Genomic DNA, 19,044 nt, shown 5'->3' with positions numbered 1-19,044 from the left:
CATCCGGGCCGTCTGCCTACCATCGTCGCAACGACAAGGGAGGGTTCGGTCATGACCAGGAAAGGGCAGGCGCTATCGGTGCTCATCGTCAGCACTCTGGCGTTCACCGTGTGTTTCATGGTGTGGATGATGTTCGGCGTGATCGGCATACCGATCAAGAAGGCGCTCGATCTCAATGCCACGCAGTTCGGTCTGCTGACCGCCACACCTGTGCTCACCGGCTCGCTGGTGCGGGTGCCGCTGGGCATCTGGACCGACAAGTACGGCGGCCGCATCGTGATGACCCTGCTGATGGCGGCTACCGTGCCGGCCATCTGGATGATGAGCTATGCCACGGAGTACTGGCACTTCCTGGTCATCGGCCTGTTCGTCGGTCTTGCAGGCGGTTCGTTCTCGGTCGGCACGCCCTACGTCGCGCGCTGGTTCCCCAAGGGCCAGCAGGGCTTCGCGATGGGCATCTACGGTGCCGGCAATTCAGGCGCTGCGGTGAACAAGTTCGTCGCTCCGGCCCTGCTGGTCGCCTTCGGCTGGACCATGGTGCCGCAAGCCTACGCGGCCATCATGCTTGGCACGGTCGTCATCTTCTGGCTGTTCAGCCACAGCGACCCGGCTCACCTCGTGCCGAGCAACGTGCGTTTCATGGATCAGCTCAAGGCGCTGAAGGATCCGCGCGTGATGAAGTACTGCCAGTACTACAGCATCGTGTTCGGCGGCTATGTCGCATTGAGCCTGTGGATGGTGCAGTACTACGTCGGCGAGTACGGCATGGAAATCCGGTCCGCAGCATTGCTGGCCGCCTGTTTCTCTCTGCCCGGCGGCGTGCTGCGCGCGGCCGGCGGCTGGCTCAGCGACAAGTACGGCGCGCACAGCGTCACCTGGTGGGTGCTCTGGGTCAGCTGGATCTGCCTGTTCCTGCTGAGCTATCCGCAGACGCATTTCACCATCGTCACGGTCGACGGCCCGAAGACCTTCGACATCGGCCTGAACGTGTATGCCTTCACCGCGCTGATGTTCATCCTCGGCATCGCCTGGGCCTTCGGCAAGGCCAGCGTGTTCAAGTACATCAGCGACGACTACCCGGCCAACATCGGCACCATCAGCGGCATCGTCGGCCTGGCCGGCGGTCTCGGCGGCTTCGTGCTGCCCATCATGTTCGGCGCCCTGGTCGATCTGACCGGCATACGTTCCAGCGCCTTCATGCTGATGTACGCCGTGGTGTGGGTGTCGCTGATCTGGATGTATTTCACCGAGGTTCGCCGCACACGGCTGATGGGGGGAACGAGCGGTGCGCAGACCTGATTCGTTGGGCATCGCTGCGCTCACCCCAACCTACGCAAACCGAAGCATGCACAGGATTGATGCGCCGGGCATAGCTGCGCGCACCCCCAACCTGCGGGAACCGGCCCTTTTGCAGGGCTGACACCTCACTTCCGACGAGAGGACCAATATGACCACCAACACCCGCGCCGGCGTACCGCCGACCGCGCCGGACAGCGGCGCAGACGTCGCCGACTGGCGTCCCGAAGACGAAAAGTTCTGGGAATCGACAGGCCGCAAGATCGCCTACCGCAACCTGTGGATTTCCGTGCCGGCCCTGCTGTGCGGCTTCGCCGTGTGGGGCATGTGGGGCATCATCACCGTGCAGATGCTCAACCTGGGCTTCCCGTTCGCCAAGGAAGAGCTGTTCACGCTGACCGCCATCGCCGGCATCGCCGGCGCCACGATGCGCATCCCGGCTTCGTTCCTGATCCGTCTGGCCGGCGGCCGCAACACCATCTTCCTGACCACGGCGATGCTGCTCGCACCGGCCATCGGCACCGGCATCGCGCTGCAGCACCCCGAGTGGCCGCTGTGGGTATTCCAGCTGATGGCGCTGTGGTCGGGCGTGGGCGGCGGCAACTTCGCCAGTTCGATGTCCAACATCAGCACCTTCTTCCCGAAGAAGCTGCAGGGCACGGCGCTCGGCCTGAACGCAGGCCTCGGCAACTTCGGCGTGACGACGATGCAGATCGTCATTCCGCTGGTCATGACGGTCGGCCTGCTGGGCGGCTTCGGCGGCGAGCCGATGACGCTGGTGAAGGACAGCGGCTGGATCTTCGGCAAGATCGCCGCCGGCACGCCGACCTGGATCCAGAACGCCGGCTTCGCCTGGGTGTTGTCGCTGGTGCCGCTGGCCATCCTGTGCTGGTTCGGCATGAACAACCTGAAAACGGTGTCGCCGAATACCGGCAACCCCATCGTCGCGTTCTCCAAGATCACCTATCTGTACACGCTGGCCTTCGTGCCCGCCATCTTCATGCTGTGGCTGTACCTGCCCGCCCCGACCGGCCTCGGCGTGCTGAGCATGTGGGTCGCGATTCCGCTGGACATCGCGCTCGCCCTGCTGGTGATGAAGGTGGCCGCCTTCGGCGAAATGAAGGAAGGCGTGACCAGACAGTTCGCGATCTTCAGGAACAAGCACACCTGGTCGATGACGGCGCTGTACATCGTCACCTTCGGGTCCTTCATCGGCTTCTCGATGGCGCTGCCGCTGGCCATCACCGTCATCTTCGGCACCAGCCACGTGCCCGATGCCGCCGGTGTCATGCAGCACACGCTGAAGAACCCGAATGCGCCGTCTGCACTGACCTACGCCTGGATCGGTCCCTTCGTCGGCGCCGCCGTGCGGCCGCTGGGCGGCTGGATATCGGACAAGGTCGGCGGCTCCATCGTCACCCAGGTCATTTCGGCCGTCATGGTGGTCGCCTCTGGCGCAGTCGGGTACGTGATGATGCAAGCCTACGGCTCGGCCACACCGGAGCAGTACTTTCCGGCCTTCATCGGCCTGTTCATCGTGCTGTTCACCGCGACCGGCATCGGCAACGGCTCGACCTTCCGTACCATCGGCGTCATCTTCGACCGCACCCAGGCCGGTCCCGTCCTCGGCTGGACCTCGGCCGTCGCCGCCTACGGCGCCTTCATCGCACCGGTCGTCATCGGCGAACAGATCAAGGCCGGAACACCCGAAGTCGCGATGTATGGCTTCGCCGCCTTCTACGCCATCTGCCTGCTCCTCAACTGGTGGTTCTACCTGCGCGCCAACGCGTACGTGAAGAACCCCTGACCCGCTTACGCCGCCATCCGGAACGCCACACGGAGAAATACTCATGAGCCATTTTCTCGACCGTCTGAACCACTTCTCGAACCCGAAGGAAGGTTTTTCGGGTGACCACGGCGTCGCCACCGGCGAGGACCGCAGCTGGGAAGACGCCTACCGCGACCGCTGGGCGCACGACAAGATCGTGCGTTCGACGCACGGCGTGAATTGCACGGGCTCCTGTTCGTGGAAGATCTACGTCAAGGGCGGCATCGTCACCTGGGAAACCCAGCAGACCGACTACCCGCGCACCCGCTGGGACATGCCGAACCACGAGCCGCGCGGCTGTGCACGCGGTGCCAGCTACAGTTGGTATCTGTACAGCGCGAACCGGGTGAAGTACCCGATGGTGCGCGGCCGCCTGCTGAAGAGCTGGCGCGAAGCGCGCCTGGCGCACGGTCCGGTCGAAGCCTGGGCCTCCATCGTCGAGAACGATGCGAAACGGCGTGACTACCAGCAGGTGCGCGGCCTCGGCGGCTTCGTCCGCTCGAGCTGGGACGAAGTGAATGAAATCGTCGCCGCCGCCAATGTGTACACCATCAAGCAGCACGGCCCCGACCGCATCATCGGTTTCTCGCCGATCCCGGCCATGTCGATGGTGAGCTACGCCGCTGGCAGCCGCTATCTCAGCCTGATCGGCGGCGTCTGCATGAGCTTCTACGACTGGTACTGCGACCTGCCGCCGTCCAGCCCGCAGGTGTGGGGCGAACAGACGGACGTGCCGGAATCGGCCGACTGGTACAACTCGACCTACATCATCGCCTGGGGCTCGAACGTGCCGCAGACGCGCACCCCGGACGCGCACTTCTTCACCGAAGTCCGCTACAAGGGCGCGAAGACGGTTGCGGTCACCCCCGACTATTCCGAAGTCGCCAAACTGGCCGACATCTGGATGAACCCGAAGCAGGGCACCGATGCCGCGGTGGCGATGGCGATGGGCCACGTCATCCTGAAGGAGTTCTACTTTCCGGAAAACGGTGAGCGCAGCCCCTACTTCGACGACTACGTGCGCCGCTACACCGACATGCCGATGCTGGTGATGCTGAAGGAGCACACGCTGCCGAGCGGCGAGGTCATCATGGTGCCCGACCGCTATGTGCGCGCATCCGACTTCAACGGCAAGCTCGGTCAGGCCAACAACCCCGAATGGAAGACGGTCGCCTTCGACGACGAGGGCAAGGTCGTGCTGCCGCACGGCGCCATCGGTTTCCGCTGGGGTCCGGACGGACGTGCCGACGAGGGTCAGTGGACCCTCGAAGCGAAGGAAGCGCGCCACGGCAGCGACGTCACGCTGAAGCTGTCGCTGCTCGAAGGCGACACGCCGAGCGGCGAAACCGCGAAGGTGGGCTTCCCCTACTTCGGCGGCATCGTCAGCGAACATTTCCCGCACAACACGCAGACCGACGTGCTGGTCCGCACCGTACCGGTGCAGCGCATCGCACTGGGCAAGGCGGGCGAAAAGCGCGAAGCACTGGTCGCCACGGTGTTCGATCTGCAGGTCGCCAACTACGGCGTGGCACGCGGCCTGCCGGGCGAGCTGGCAGCGAAGGATTTCGACGACGACACGCCCTACACGCCGGCCTGGCAGGAGCGCATCACCGGCACGCCACGTGCGCAGCTCATCACCGTGGCGCGCCAGTTCGCGGAGAACGCGCACAAGACCCACGGCAAGTCCATGGTCATCATCGGCGCCGCGATGAACCACTGGTATCACAGCGACATGAACTACCGCGGCGTCATCAACATGCTGATGATGTGCGGCTGCATCGGCCAGAGCGGTGGCGGCTGGGCGCATTACGTCGGCCAGGAAAAACTGCGCCCGCAGACCGGCTGGACGGCACTGGCGTTTGCACTCGACTGGATACGCCCGCCGCGGCAGATGAACAGCACCAGCTTCTTCTACGCGCACACCGACCAGTGGCGCTACGAAAAGCTGGGCATGGAAGAAGTCATTTCGCCGCTGGCAGACGCAAAGATGTACGGCGGCAGCATGATCGACTACAACGTGCGCGCCGAACGCATGGGCTGGCTGCCGTCGGCACCGCAACTGCAGACCAATCCGCTGCAGGTGGTGAAGGACGCCACCGCGGCCGGCCTGGACCCGAAGGCATACGCGGTCAGGGGGCTCCAGGACGGCACGCTGAAAATGAGCTGCACCGACCCCGATCACCCGGACAACTGGCCGCGCAACATGTTCGTGTGGCGCTCCAACATTCTGGGCTCGTCGGGCAAGGGCCATGAGTACTTCCTGAAACATCTGCTGGGCACCAGCAACGGCGTGCAGGGCAAGGACATGGGCGTCGAGGAAGCCAAGCCCACCGAAGTCGTCTGGCACGACAAGGCACCCGAAGGCAAGCTGGACCTGCTGGTGACGCTCGACTTCCGCATGAGCACCACCTGCCTGTATTCCGACATCGTGCTGCCCACCGCCACCTGGTACGAGAAGAACGACCTCAATACCAGCGACATGCATCCCTTCATCCACCCGCTGTCGACGGCGGTCGATCCGGCCTGGCAGTCGCGCAGCGACTGGGACATCTACAAGGGCTTCGCGAAGAAGTTCAGCGAAGTGTGCGTCGGGCACCTTGGCGTCGAACGCGAACTGGTGCTGATGCCGCTGATGCACGACAGCCCGTCCGAGCTGGCACAACCCTTCGACGTGAAGGACTGGAAGCGCGGCGAATGCGAATTGATTCCCGGCAAGACCGCACCGAATCTGGTCGTCGTCGAGCGCGACTACCCGAATGTGTTCAAGCGCTTCACCGCGCTCGGCCCGCTGATGGCGAAGGTTGGCAACGGCGGCAAGGGCATTGCGTGGAACACGCAGACCGAAGTGAAGCAGCTGGGCGAACTGAGCGGCCTGGTCACCGCCGAAGGCGTGACCTGCGGCATGCCGAAGATCGAAACCGACATCGACGCAGCCGAAGTGGTGCTGATGCTGGCACCGGAAACCAACGGCCACGTCGCCGTCAAGGCGTGGGAAGCGCTGGGAAAACAGACCGGGCTCGACCACACCCATCTGGCGATACACCGCGAAGACGAGAAGATCCGCTTCCGCGACATCCAGGCACAGCCGCGCAAGATCATTTCCAGCCCGACCTGGAGCGGCATCGAATCGGAAACCGTGTCGTACAACGCCGGCTACACCAACGTGCACGAAATGATCCCGTGGCGCACGCTGACCGGGCGCCAGCAGTTCTACATGGACCATCCGTGGATGATCGCCTTCGGCGAAGGCTTCAGCAGCTACCGCCCGCCGGTGGACCTGAAGACCACGGCCGGCATCCAGGGCATCAAGCCGAACGGCAACCCGGAGATCGCGCTCAACTTCATCACGCCGCACCAGAAGTGGGGCATCCACTCGACCTACACCGACAACCTGCTGATGCTCACGCTGAGCCGCGGCGGCCCCTGCGTGTGGATGAGCGAAGACGACGCGAAACGCGCCGGCATCGTCGACAACGACTGGATCGAGCTGTTCAACCTCAACGGCGCCATCGCGGCGCGCGCCGTGGTGAGCCAGCGGGTCAACCCGGGCATGGTGCTGATGTATCACGCGCAGGAAAAGATCGTGAACACGCCGGGGTCGGAAATCACCGGCGCGCGCGGCGGCATCCACAACTCGGTCACCCGCATCGTGCTCAAGCCCACGCACATGATCGGCGGCTACGCGCAGTTCAGCTACGGCTTCAACTACTACGGAACCATCGGTACCAACCGCGACGAGTTTGTCGTGGTGCGCAAGATGAAGCGCATCGACTGGCTCGACAACGAAGCCGCGACGGCCGACACGACTCACGCCTGAGGATACTGATCATGAAAATACGCGCACAGATCGGCATGGTGCTGAATCTCGACAAGTGCATCGGTTGCCACACCTGTTCGGTCACCTGCAAGAACGTGTGGACCAGCCGCCCCGGCATGGAGTACGCCTGGTTCAACAACGTCGAAACCAAGCCCGGCATCGGCTACCCGAAGGAATGGGAAAACCAGGACAAATGGCAGGGCGGCTGGGTGCGCCGCGCCGATGGCAGCATCGCGCCGCGCCAGGGCGGCAAGTGGCAGTTGCTGATGAAAATCTTCGCCAACCCGCACCTGCCGGAAATCGACGACTACTACGAGCCCTTCACCTTCGACTACGAACACCTGCAGTCGGCGCCCGAAATGAAGGCCGCGCCGACGGCACGGCCGCGCAGTCTGATCACCGGCAAGCGCATGGAAAAGATCGAGTGGGGCCCGAACTGGGAAGAAATTCTCGGCGGTGAATTCAGCAAGCGTTCGAAGGACAAGAACTTCGACGAGGTGCAGAAGGACATCTACGGCCAGTTCGAAAACACCTTCATGATGTATCTGCCGCGGCTGTGCGAACACTGCCTGAACCCGGCCTGCGTCGCGTCGTGCCCGTCGGGCTCGATCTACAAGCGCGAAGAAGACGGCATCGTGCTGATCGACCAGGACAAGTGCCGCGGCTGGCGCATGTGCGTGTCCGGCTGTCCGTACAAGAAGATCTATTACAACTGGCAGTCGGGCAAGGCCGAAAAGTGCATCTTCTGCTACCCGCGCATCGAAGCGGGCCAGCCCACCGTGTGCTCGGAAACCTGTGTCGGTCGCATCCGCTACCTCGGCGTGCTGCTGTACGACGCCGACCGCATCCAGGAAGCGGCGTCGGTCGAACACGACCGCGACCTGTACCAGGCGCAGCTCGACATCTTCCTCGACCCGAACGACCCGAAAGTGATCGAACAGGCGCGTGCCGACGGCATCCCCGACGCGTGGATGGAAGCGGCCCGCCGCAGCCCCGTCTACAAGATGGCGGTCGAATGGAAGGTGGCGCTGCCGCTGCACCCGGAATACCGCACGCTGCCCATGGTGTGGTACGTGCCGCCGCTGTCGCCGATCAGCGCCGCCGCCAACGCCGGTCAGGTCGGCATCAACGGCGAAATTCCGGACGTGAACCAGCTGCGCATCCCGGTGAAATACCTCGCCAACCTGCTGACCGCAGGCGACACGCAGCCGGTGGTGCGCGCGCTCGAACGCATGCTGGCGATGCGCGCCTACCAGCGCGAAAAACATGTCGACGGCCGCATCAATCTTGCCGCGCTCAACCAGGTCGGCATGAGCCAGCAAGCGGTCGAGGACATGTACCACGTGATGGCCATCGCCAACTACGAAGACCGCTTCGTCATTCCGACGGCGCACCGCGAATACGCGGAAAACGCCTTCGACGTGCGCGGCGGCTGCGGCTTCTCGTTCGGCAATGGCTGCTCGGAAGGCAGCTCCGACAGCAGCCTGTTCGGCGGATCGAAACGCCGCACGATTCCGATCAAGGCGGTGGTCTGATCATGGGACTGTTCACTGCATCCAACCCGACGCGCATCGCCCACACGCTGCGCGTGGCCGCGCACCTGCTGTCCTACCCCGACGCCGTGCTGCGCGCCCACTTGCCGGAACTGGGCGGGGCGCTGCGCGCCGAAGGCGCGCTGTCTGTCGTGCGGCTGGGCGAACTCGACGCGCTGATCCGCTCGCTGGCCGACGCCGACCCGCTCGACGCCGAAGCGATCTACGTCGAACTGTTCGACCGCGGCCGGCGCACCTCGCTGCACCTGTTCGAGCACGTGCACGGCGACTCGCGCGACCGCGGCCCGGCGATGATCGACCTGGCGCAGACCTACGAGAAGGCGGGCCTCTACCTTGCCGAAGGCGAACTGCCCGACTTCCTGCCGGCGGTGCTGGAGTTCGCCTCAACGCAGCCGGCGGCCGAAGCCCGCGCGCTGCTCGGCGAGATGGCGCACATCTTCACAGTCATCTTTTCGGCGCTGCTGCAGCGGCAGAGCCCCTATGCCAGCGTGCTCGGCGCACTGATCGAACTGGCCGGCGAGAAGGCGCAGGCGGTGACGATCGCGCCCGACGAACCGATCGACGAAAGCTGGGTCGAGCCGCTGGCCTTCGACGGCTGTTCGTCTCAAGGCCAGGCCAAACCCGGCGCCGTGCAACCCATACATATCGTCCGCAAGTCCTCCGCCACCCAAGGAGCGCAACCATGACTACCTGGCTCGACAACCTGCTGTTCGGCTACTACCCCTACATCTGCCTCGCGGTGTTTTTCATCGGCAGCCTGCTGCGCTTCGACCGCGACCAGTACACCTGGAAGAGCGACTCGTCGCAGTTGCTGCGCCGCGGCCAGTTGCGCCTGGGCAGCAACCTGTTCCACATCGGTGTGCTGTTCCTGTTCTTCGGCCACTTCTTCGGCATGCTCACGCCGCACTTCCTCTACGAACGTTTCATCGGCGCGGGCGACAAGCAGATCGTCGCCATGGTGTCCGGCGGCATCGCCGGTGTGCTGGCTTTCGTCGGCCTGACGCTGCTTCTGCACCGCCGCCTGACCGAGCCGCGCATCCGCGCCACCTCGAAAACCAGCGACATCGTCATTGTCGTGCTGCTGTGGCTGCAGTTGCTGCTCGGCCTGGCCACCATCCCGCTGTCGGCGCAGCATCTGGACGGCAGCATGATGATGAAACTGGCCGAATGGGCGCAGCGCATCGTCACCTTCCGCGCCGGCGCACCGGAACTGCTGGCGGACGCGGGCTGGGTATTCAAGATGCACATGTTCCTCGGCATGAGCATCTTCCTGATCTTCCCCTTCACCCGCCTGGTCCATGTCTGGAGCGGCTTCGCCTCCGTGCTCTACCTGTTCCGTCCGTATCAGGTGGTGCGCGCACGCCGGCTGAACGTGCCGGCCGGCCACAACCAGCCGCGCCAGCCCGGCGCCGGCGTCTGAGGAAACCGACATGGAAACCGCAATGGACACATCGATGCAAGCCCCCCCCGCCGCCGTCGCCCGGGTCAACGGCGTGGCGGTCAGCACGGCCGGCGAGTCGCTGCCGCACGAAGCCCTGCAGCAGCGCACCTACACCGAACTGCTGCGCCAGACGGCGCAGCGCGCCGGCCTGCTGTCGGCCGACGACTTGCCGACGCCCGACGGCGTCATCAGCGAAGCGGCTTCGGCCGCCATCGACCTGCTGATCGAACGTTCGGTGCAGGTGCCCGAGCCGTCCGAAGAAGCGTGCGCCCGCCACTACGCGGCGCACGAGGCGGCGTGGCGCACCGGCGAGCGGGTGCGCGTACGGCACATCCTGTTCGCCGTCACCCAGGGCGTCGACGTGGTGGCGCTGCGCAAGCGCGCCGAAGGCGTGCTGCTCGACGTGCGTTGCCACGACGGCAAGGCTGAAGACGTGTTCGCGCACGCCGCCGAACAGTTTTCGAACTGCCCCAGCGGGGCGCACGGCGGCGAGCTGGACTGGCTCACGCCCACCGACTGCGCGCCGGAATTCGCGCGCGAGCTGTTCGGCCACGTCGAGGTCGGCGTGCTGCCGCGCCTGGTGCACAGCCGCTTCGGCCTGCACGTGGTCGAGGTGCTCGAACGCGATCCCGGCCGGACGCAGGCCTACGAGTCGGTGCGCGGTGCGGTCGCCGGCGCGCTGCGCCAGCAGAGCTTCGTCACCGCGCTGCGCCAGTACCTGAGCGTGCTGGCCGGCGAGGCCGAAGTCGAAGGCATAGACCTGAACCGCGCCGACTCGCCGCTGGTGCAGTGAAGTTCGGCGTGGCCGTGCGGCAACGCAACGATCACTGACCCTCGTCAACATGCCGTCCCGGCCCGCTGCCTAAGCTGGGCGACGCTGCAGGCCTCCCCGCCCGCAGCGTCCCGTGCATACGATCCGCCTCCACATGTCCGCCTCCACACACGCCGCCTCTCCTTCCCCGCGCAAACCCCGGCTCGTCTGCCCGGCCGGTTCGCTGCGCGCCCTCACGCTGGCCATCGACGCCGGCGCCGACGCCGTCTACATGGGCCTGAAAGACGCCACCAACGCGCGCAACTTCGCCGGCCTGAACTTCGACCTCGCGCAGGCGCGCGAAGGCATTGCCTACGCCCGCAGCCGCGGCCGCGAAGTGCTGATGGCGCTCAACACCTTCGCCGACGCCCGCGCGCCCGAGCGCTGGTTCGCCGCGGTCGATGCCGCCGCCGATCTCGGCATCGACGCGCTCATCTGCGCCGACACCGCCGTGCTCGCCCATGCGCTCGACCATCACCCGCAGTTGCGCCTGCACCTGTCGGTGCAGGCCTCCGCCACCACGCAGGAGGCGATCGAGTTCTACCGCGAACGCTACGGCATCCGCCGCGCCGTGCTGCCGCGTGTACTCACGCTGTCGCAGGTCGAACAGGTGTGCCGGCACAGCACGGTCGAGATCGAGGTGTTCGGCTTCGGCAGCCTGTGCGTGATGGTCGAAGGCCGCTGTGCGCTGTCGTCCTACGCCACCGGCCAGTCGCCGAACACGGCCGGCGTGTGCTCGCCGCCGTCGGCGGTGCGCTGGGAGGACGGCGCCGACGGAGTCGCGGCGCGGCTCAACGGCGTGCTGATCGACCGCTACGCACCGGACGAGCCGCGCGGCTACCCCACGCTGTGCAAGGGCCGCTTCGACGTCGACGGCACGCGCGACTACGCGCTGGAAGAGCCGACCAGCCTGAACACGCTGTCGCTGCTGCCGCAGCTGATGGACATGGGCATCGCCGCGATCAAGATCGAAGGGCGCCAGCGCAGCCCGGCCTATGTCGAACAGGTCACCCGCGTCTGGCGCGCCGCCATCGACGACTGCGCCGCGCAGCCGTCGCGCTTCGCCGTGCAACCGGAATGGACCGCCGCGCTCGGCCGCTGGGCCGAAGGCCAGCAGCACACGCTGGGCGCCTACGACCGGCCGTGGCGCTGAAATCATGGAAGATCCGATGAATACCCGCATCGCCCTCACCGTCGGCCCGGTGCTGTACTACTGGCCGCGCCGCACCCTGCTCGACTTCTACGCCGAAGTGGCCGAGTCACCCGCCGACACCGTGGTGCTCGGCGAGGTGGTGTGCAGCCGCCGCCACGAAATGAAAGCCGACGACTGGCTCTCACTCGCCCGCGAGCTCGCCGCCTGCGGCAAGGAGGTGGTGCTGGCCAGTCAGGCGCTGCTCGAATCCGTCGCCGACCTGCGCGCGATGCACCGCTGGGCCGACCAGCATGAATTCCTGGTCGAAGCCGGCGATGCCTCGGCGCTGCGCGCACTGGCCGGCCGGCCCTTCGTGCTCGGTCCGCACATCAATGTCTACAGCGAGCCGGCGCTGCGCGAACACGCCGCGCTCGGCGCGATACGCTGGGTGGCGCCGGTCGAGCTCGGGCTGGATGCGCTGGCGCTGATCAACCCGCCGGCGGCGCCGGTCGCCGGCGGGCCTGGCGCCGACACGCCGATCGCCACCGAAGTGTTCGCCTTCGGCCGGCTGCCGCTCGCCTTCTCCGCACGCTGCTTCACCGCGCGCCACTTCCACCTGAACAAGGACGACTGCGGCTTCCGCTGCATCGAACACCCGGACGGCCTGCTGCTCGACACCACCGAAGGCCAGCCCTTCCTCGCGCTGAACGGCATACAGACGCAGTCCGCCGCTCAGCACTGCCTGATCGCCGATGCACCCGCGCTGCGCGCCGCCGGCGTGCGCCGGGCACGGCTGTCGCCGACCGCGCAGCACTTCGGCACGGTGACCGCGCTGTTTGACGCGGTCTACAACAGTGGCGCCGACGCCCTCGCCACCGCCGCTGAACTGGACGCACTGAGCCTGCCCGGCGGTCTGGTCAATGGTTACGCACACCGCCGCCCCGGACTGGAAAGGATGCCCGCATGACGACCGCTCGCCCCGCTTCGCTGTCCGCCTCCCTGCCCGCATTGCCGCCGCCGCCCGCGGCGCTGCGCAGGCTGATCGCGCGCCTGCAGGTACAGCCGCCGTCGCTGCTGCTGGCGGCCGCGCTGAACCGCACGCTGCGCCCGCGCCTGCCTGACGACGCGGCCGCGGCGCTCGCCGGTCACACGGTCGAAATCGAGGTGCGTGACTTCGGCGTGCGGCTCCGGCTTGCACTGCGCGACGGCCGCTTCCGCAGCGCCCCGGACCGCGGCCCGGTCACGCTGCGCATCGCCGCCGACGCCGCCAGCTACCTGCGCCTGCTGCGCGGCGACGAGGATGCCGACCGGCTGTTCTTCGAACGCGCACTGGTGATGGAGGGCGACACCGAATACGGCCTGCTGCTGAAGAACACGCTGGACGCCATCGGCCCGCTGCTGCGCTGGCCGTCGCCCCCGCGCTGAACCGGAGGTCCGCCCCATGCCCGACGAACTGCTGGCCCGCCTGCGCCGCTTTCACGACCACACCTTTCCCGGCGTGCAGGACCGGTTCCAGGATCTGGTGCGCGACGGACAGCACCCGACCATCCTGTTCATCGGCTGTTCGGATTCGCGCCTCGTGCCCTATCTGCTGACCGGCACCGGGCCGGGTGAGCTGTTCATCGTGCGCAACGTCGGCGCCTTCGTGCCGCCCTACGACATCGGTGCCAGCCGCGGACAGCTGGCCGGCTTTCACGGCACCACCGCCGCCATCGAATACGCCATCCTGAACCTGAAGGTGGCGCACATCATCGTGTGCGGTCACAGCCACTGCGGCGGCGTGCGCGCGCTGTACGAAGGCGTCGACCCGGACACGGCACCCAACCTCGCCGCCTGGCTCGACCTCGGCCGCGAGGCGGTGCTGCCGGTGCAGCTCACCGACGAAGCGTTGCGCCGCACCGAACAACGCGCGGTCGTGCTGCAGCTGGAGCGGCTGATGGACTACCCGATGGTGCGCCGTCAGGTGGACGCCGGGCAGCTTGCACTGCACGGCTGGCATTACGTCATCGAGGACGGCGAAGTGCATGTGTTCGACGTGCACCAGGGCGCCTTCGTGCCTGCGTCCAGTTCCGAACACAGCGGCACCGGCCCCTTCCTGCCCTTCGCGGGCGACGACATCAGCCCGGTGGATGCATGGTGAGCCCGGCGCTCGGTCATACTCGCGCCATGTCGAACCACGACCTGCCCCACGACTTCGCGCCGAGCAACCGGCGCGACTTTCCCGGCCGCCGCTGGCTGCTGGTCGCGCTGCGTTCGGTGCATCTGATCGGTGTCGTACTGGTCGGCGCCGCGCTGCTCGGTGATCACGATGCATACCGGCCCGCAGCCGCCGCTCTGATGCTGGTGACCGGTATCGGCATGTACGGCATCGAAGTGTGGAGCAAGCCGCACCACGCCGTCGAACTTGCAGGTCTGTTCATTCCGCTCAAACTGGCAGGCGTGGCCGCCATGATCGTGCTGCCCCAGCTCGCCGCTGCCATCTTCTGGCTGCTGCTCGTCGCCTCCTCCATCGTGTCGCACGCACCTGCCGGCTTTCGCCACCTGCGCCCCGGCAAACGCAACTGAACCGGGCCGCCGCGCAATGTCGGTTTCTTTCCGGCGACGGCGGCCCTGTTGGGCATCGCTGCGCTCACCCCAACCTACGGCGGCTGTCTCCTGTCACCCAGAACGGGCGAATTTTCGGGTGTGGTCCATCCCATTGCCGGCGATGCACATCGGGTGTCCGTACTCGCCGCCCTTCGCCCGCTGTAGCACGTAGGTTGGGGTGAGCGCAGCGATGCCCAACTCCGGAATTCATCACCGCAACACGGGTTGCGGTGCGACGCGATCGCCGCTCCGGTGCGGGAGCGCACTGCCGCGCTCGCGCCGCGTACCGGCGCATCGCATTGAGACAACGCCCCGGCCGGCGATACAGCCGTCTCTGCGCGTGCCCCGAAATCCGAGACACCCGTATCTCGCCGGACCTTTTCCCGACCCATGCCGGGAGCATTTCCCTGATTTCCTGCGGCATCGATCTTGCGTCGTCGTGACACGCACCGGCAGGTCGCCGATGCGATCCACACACGAACACAACGAACTCGATTGGAGAGAGGAAACATGGCGATGCTGAAATCTGCGGGCGCTTTTCCCCGCGCAGCAAGGAAGACATTGTGGCTGGCTATCATGCTCGGCGCCGGGCCGCTGGCGATGGCCGCTGCGGGCGACGGCAACTGGACCGAGTACAACGGCGACAAGGCCGGCTCGCGCTATCTGGCCGGCGGCAAGGTGAACGCGCAGGGCGTGAAATCGATGAAGGTGGCCTGGCGCTGGGCCATGCCGGACAACAGGATCTGGCAGGACAACGCCGAGCTGCGCACCTGGGTGAACCAGTCGACGCCGCTGGCGATCGACGGCGTGCTGTATTCGAGCTCGCCGATGTCCATGGTGTCGGCGATCGACGGCAAGACCGGCAAGACCTTGTGGACCTACGATCCCAAGGCCTATGTCGAAGGCACACCGCCCAACCTCGGCTTCATCAGCCGCGGACTGTCCTACTGGGCGAGCGGTGAGGACAAGCGCATTCTGGTCGGCACCGGCGACGGCTACCTGATCGCGCTGAACGCGAAGACCGGCAAGCCGATCGAGTCCTGGGGCGACAAGGGCCGCATCGACATGACCAAGGGCCTGCGCCGCTTCGTCGACCGCTCGCTGGTTGCCCTGACCTCGCCGCCCATCGTGTGCGGCAACACCATCGTGCCCAGCCTGGCCGTGCTCGATTCCTTCGCCGTCGGCCGCGCACCGATGAAGAACCATCCGCCGGGCGACATCCAGGCCTTCGACATCCGCAGCGGCAGGCGCGTGTGGCATTTCGAACAGCCGCCACAGGAAGGCCAGCCAGGCAACGAGACCTGGGAAGACGGGTCATGGAAAACCACCGGCTCGGCAAACATGTGGGCGCGCCCGAGCTGCGACGAGGAACTGGGTCTGGTCTATCTGCCCTTCTCGACGCCGACCAACGACTTCTACGGTGGTCACCGCAAGGGCGATGGCCTGTTCGGTGAATCCGTCGTCGCGCTCAATGCGAAGACCGGCAGGATCGCCTGGTACCAGCAGATCGTGCACCACGGCCTGTGGGACTATGACCTGCCGACCGCGCCCAACCTGATGGACCTCACGGTCAATGGCAAGAAGGTGAAGGCGCTGGCGCAGGTGACCAAGCAGGGCTTCGTGTTCACCTTCGACCGCAGCACCGGGCAGCCGGTGTGGCCGATCACCGAAAAGCCGGTGCCGCAGTCCACCGTGCCGGGCGAGCGCTCGTCGCTGACCCAGCCCTTCCCCAGTCTGCCTGCGCCCTTCGTGCAGCAGGGCGTGAGCGAGGACGACCTGATCGACCTGACGCCGCAGCTGAAGGAAGAGGCGAAGAAGATCCTGTCGCGCTACAACTACGGCCCGCTGTACTACCCGCCGACCACCGACAAGGCCGGCACGCTGCAGGTACCGGGCGTACTGGGCGGCGCGAGCTGGGCCGGTGCGGCGCACAACCCGAAAACCAATGTGCTGTACGTGCCGTCCTTCACCATCCCCTTCGGCATCAAGCTGAAGAAGGAGAACGAGGGCGTGTACGACTACACCGGCACCTGGGCCGGCGTCGGCGGTCCGCAAGGTCTGCCGCTGTTCAAGCCTCCGTTCTCCACCGTCACCGCGATCGACATGAACACCGGCAAGCACCTGTGGCGCGTGCCGGCGGGCAAGGGCCCGGTCGATCACCCGGCGCTCAAGGACCTGAAGCTGGACCGCGTCGGCGTGCCGCGCGAAAGCTTCATCGCGCTGACCGACGACGTGCTCTTCCTGGCGCCGGAAGGCACGAACTCGGTGCTCGGCCTTTCGTCGCGCGGCAATGCGCTGATCACGCAGGCGACCGCGGACGAGAAGGAGCCCTTCCTGTACGCGCACGACGCGCGCACCGGTGACGTGCTCGGCGAGGTGAAGCTCCCGGGTGCGGCATTCGGCGCGCTGATGAGCTATCGCGCCGGCGGCAAGCAGTACGTCGTGGTGCCGATCGGTGGCGCCGGCCTGCCGGCGGAGCTGGTCGCCGTCCAGGTCGACTGAGGCAGGACGCGGCACCCGCCGACGTCCGGACCGTGTCGCGCCGATGCGCGGCACGGTCATCGAAACACGCACTCCCCGGAACGGATTCATGGATATACGGAAACTTACCTTCGCAGCCCTCATGAGCTGCATGGCCTCGGCGACGGCCTTCAACGCCGTGCTGCCGGACAAGGCCACGGACAACACAACGCCCGCCGGCCCCGCCCCCTTCGACCTCGCCGATCCGGCCCGCATCAAGCTCGGTCAGGACCGCTTCCATTCGACCTGCGCCGACTACTGCCACGGCCACAAGCCGGCGCTGTTCATCGAGCGCGAGGGGCTGGAAGCGGAATACGTGTTCAACACCATCCGCGACGGCGGCAAGGGCGCCACGCCGATGCCGCCCTGGGGCGAGGTGTTCACGCAGGAGGAAATCTGGGAACTGGTGGCCTACATCAAGTCCATCGGCAGGTGGTAGGCGGCCGCGCCGCCTGCCTGCATCAGACGCGGCGGGCAACCAGCGCGACTTTCCCGGCCGCCGCTGGCTGCTGGTCGCGCTGCGTTCGGTGCATCTGATCGGTGTCGTACTGGTCGGCGCCTCGCTGCTCGGCGATCACGACGCATACCGGCCGGCAGCGGCCGCACTGATGCGGGTGACCGGCATCGGCCTGTACGGCATCGAAGTGTGGAGCAAGCCGCACCACGCCGTCGAACTTGCAGGTCTGTTCATCCCGCTCAAACTGGCACGCGTGGCCGCGATGATCGTGCTGCCCCAGCTCGCCGACGGCATCTTCTGGCTGCTGCGGGTCGCCTCCTCCATCGTGTCGCACGCACCGGCAGCCTTTCGCCACCTGCGCCCCGGCAAACGCAACTGAACCGGGCCGCCGGGGAGCGCGGCGGCGACGGCTCTGTTGGGCATCGCTGCGCTCACCCCAACCTACATGCTGCACCGGGCGCAGGCACGGCACGGTCTCGTGGCGAGCGGCACCCGTAGGTTGGGGTGAGCGCAGCGATGCCCAACGCGAACGTCAGCACCGCAATCAGGCTCGCCGTGCAACACCGTCGCAGGGCGAGACAACCATCGACAGCAGGTAGGCGGCCGCGCCGCCTACCTGCTTCAGGCGCGGCGCGCGCGACGGCGGGCAGCTGCGCCGATCACGCCGAGGCCGGCCAGCATCAGCGCGACGGCCGACGGTTCGGGCACCGCCGGCAGCGGCGGCAGTTCACCGACCTGATCGACATCGAGCTCGATGTCGTATAGCCGGATCGATGCCACGCGCCCGTCGGCGAATTCGCCCTGACCACCGCCCGTCAGATTGTCGGCGAAGAAGTGGATCAGCCGTGACGGGTTGTCCGCCGCGTAGGCGCTGAAGTTCATCGAGGTAGAGCTCAGCGTGAACTGGAAGATGCCGTCCATGTAGCCGGACACCGTATCGTCGCCGTTGTTGGTCAGCGTGACGCGGTGGTACTCGCCGTAGGTGAAGGGCGTCGGGCCGTCGCCGCTGGGCCACACCTCCAGGCGCTGGCCCGGATCGATGTAGAGCGCATTGTCGCTCTGCCGGTTGGACACGCTGAAAATGTTTTCCCAGCTTGCGGTGTCGGCTTCGAACTGGAACACGATGTCGACCGAGTAGGCGTCGTCGGCATCGAGCAGGCCGCCGGTGTCAACGAACAGGCCCGCCTGCTCGCTGGGCGTGGCGTTGCCGTCAAAGCGGTACACCCAGCGCGATTCACCGAACACCGTGTCCATCATGAAACCGCTGGCCGACAGCGGATCAAGGGCCGAAAGCGCCGGCTTGCCGGCTTCATCTGCGGCCAGCGTGTTGTTGAAATTCCAGGTCGCGACGGCAGTCGGTGCGGCGGCGTGCGCCAGCGACGCCGCAGTCATCATCGCGGAAGCCACTGTCAGGGCAAACAGTTTCATTGCATCAGCCTTTCGGAAATCGGTCACTCGGTGAGTGACGGGCAGCAAAATCGGGACCATCCGAACATATCGTTGTTTTTCCTTGGAAATGACACGCAGGCGCAGCGGCGGTGTCAAAAATCCCGACAGGCTTTACCGGCCTCAGCGGTCGTCGCGCACGCGCGGCTGAATGCCG

16 protein-coding genes are annotated in these 19,044 nt (G+C 66.4%); 15 read left to right on the top strand and 1 reads right to left on the bottom strand.

All coding sequences use genetic code 11. The features are described 5' to 3' along the window. Window positions 1-51 precede the first annotated feature (51 nt). From NMQ14_RS00360 to NMQ14_RS00290, 15 genes are all read left to right on the top strand, one after another. On the top strand, window positions 52-1,299 hold the full coding sequence (locus NMQ14_RS00360; RefSeq protein WP_257092477.1) for a nitrate/nitrite transporter: 1,248 nt from the start codon (window positions 52-54) through the stop codon (window positions 1,297-1,299). Window positions 1,300-1,447: 148 nt separating this feature from the next. Further along, window positions 1,448-3,103, top strand: a complete 1,656-nt coding sequence (locus NMQ14_RS00355; protein WP_257092476.1) for an MFS transporter — start codon at window positions 1,448-1,450, stop codon at window positions 3,101-3,103. A gap of 43 nt (window positions 3,104-3,146) precedes the next feature. Then, window positions 3,147-6,941, top strand: coding sequence for a nitrate reductase subunit alpha (locus tag NMQ14_RS00350; protein WP_257092475.1), 3,795 nt, complete (start codon window positions 3,147-3,149; stop codon window positions 6,939-6,941). A gap of 11 nt (window positions 6,942-6,952) precedes the next feature. After that, window positions 6,953-8,476 carry a nitrate reductase subunit beta gene (narH, locus tag NMQ14_RS00345; protein ID WP_257092474.1) on the top strand — a complete coding sequence of 508 codons (1,524 nt, stop codon included), beginning with the start codon at window positions 6,953-6,955 and terminating at the stop codon, window positions 8,474-8,476. 2 nt (window positions 8,477-8,478) lie between these two features. Further along, window positions 8,479-9,180, top strand: a complete 702-nt coding sequence (narJ, locus tag NMQ14_RS00340) for a nitrate reductase molybdenum cofactor assembly chaperone (protein ID WP_257092473.1) — start codon at window positions 8,479-8,481, stop codon at window positions 9,178-9,180. Beyond that, window positions 9,177-9,914: a respiratory nitrate reductase subunit gamma gene (gene narI / locus NMQ14_RS00335; RefSeq protein WP_257092472.1), complete on the top strand. Its 738-nt coding sequence runs from the start codon at window positions 9,177-9,179 to the stop codon at window positions 9,912-9,914. Before narJ ends, narI begins: the two co-directional genes overlap by 4 nt. Window positions 9,915-9,948: 34 nt before the next feature. After that, a complete protein-coding gene (locus tag NMQ14_RS00330; RefSeq protein ID WP_257092470.1) occupies window positions 9,949-10,728 on the top strand; it encodes a peptidylprolyl isomerase in 780 nt (259 codons plus the stop codon). A 133-nt stretch (window positions 10,729-10,861) separates the two neighbouring features. Further along, a complete protein-coding gene (locus NMQ14_RS00325; protein WP_257092466.1) occupies window positions 10,862-11,899 on the top strand; it encodes a peptidase U32 family protein in 1,038 nt (345 codons plus the stop codon). 16 nt (window positions 11,900-11,915) lie between these two features. Continuing rightward, complete coding sequence (locus NMQ14_RS00320) at window positions 11,916-12,845, top strand: U32 family peptidase (RefSeq protein WP_257092462.1); 930 nt, start codon at window positions 11,916-11,918, stop codon at window positions 12,843-12,845. After that, window positions 12,842-13,303, top strand: coding sequence for an SCP2 domain-containing protein (locus NMQ14_RS00315; protein WP_257092460.1), 462 nt, complete (start codon window positions 12,842-12,844; stop codon window positions 13,301-13,303). Before NMQ14_RS00320 ends, NMQ14_RS00315 begins: the two co-directional genes overlap by 4 nt. A gap of 16 nt (window positions 13,304-13,319) precedes the next feature. After that, entirely contained in the window at window positions 13,320-14,018 is a 699-nt protein-coding gene (locus NMQ14_RS00310; protein WP_257092458.1) for a carbonic anhydrase, read from the top strand. A 26-nt stretch (window positions 14,019-14,044) separates the two neighbouring features. Beyond that, complete coding sequence (locus NMQ14_RS00305) at window positions 14,045-14,443, top strand: hypothetical protein (protein ID WP_257092456.1); 399 nt, start codon at window positions 14,045-14,047, stop codon at window positions 14,441-14,443. A gap of 537 nt (window positions 14,444-14,980) precedes the next feature. Continuing rightward, window positions 14,981-16,966, top strand: coding sequence for a pyrroloquinoline quinone-dependent dehydrogenase (locus tag NMQ14_RS00300; protein ID WP_257092454.1), 1,986 nt, complete (start codon window positions 14,981-14,983; stop codon window positions 16,964-16,966). A gap of 88 nt (window positions 16,967-17,054) precedes the next feature. Continuing rightward, window positions 17,055-17,423: a cytochrome c gene (locus NMQ14_RS00295; protein WP_257092453.1), complete on the top strand. Its 369-nt coding sequence runs from the start codon at window positions 17,055-17,057 to the stop codon at window positions 17,421-17,423. 88 nt (window positions 17,424-17,511) lie between these two features. Beyond that, window positions 17,512-17,820, top strand: a complete 309-nt coding sequence (locus NMQ14_RS00290; protein WP_257092451.1) for a hypothetical protein — start codon at window positions 17,512-17,514, stop codon at window positions 17,818-17,820. 242 nt (window positions 17,821-18,062) lie between these two features. Here NMQ14_RS00290 and NMQ14_RS00285 read toward each other — a convergent pair whose 3' ends face one another. After that, window positions 18,063-18,869, bottom strand: coding sequence for a PEP-CTERM sorting domain-containing protein (locus NMQ14_RS00285; protein WP_257092449.1), 807 nt, complete (start codon window positions 18,867-18,869; stop codon window positions 18,063-18,065). Window positions 18,870-19,044: the final 175 nt, after the last annotated feature.

The sequence above is a fragment of the Methyloversatilis sp. XJ19-13 genome, assembly GCF_024580155.1.
Taxonomy (GTDB): Bacteria; Pseudomonadota; Gammaproteobacteria; order Burkholderiales; family Rhodocyclaceae; genus Methyloversatilis.
This window is presented reverse-complemented; position numbering and strand designations above follow the sequence as displayed.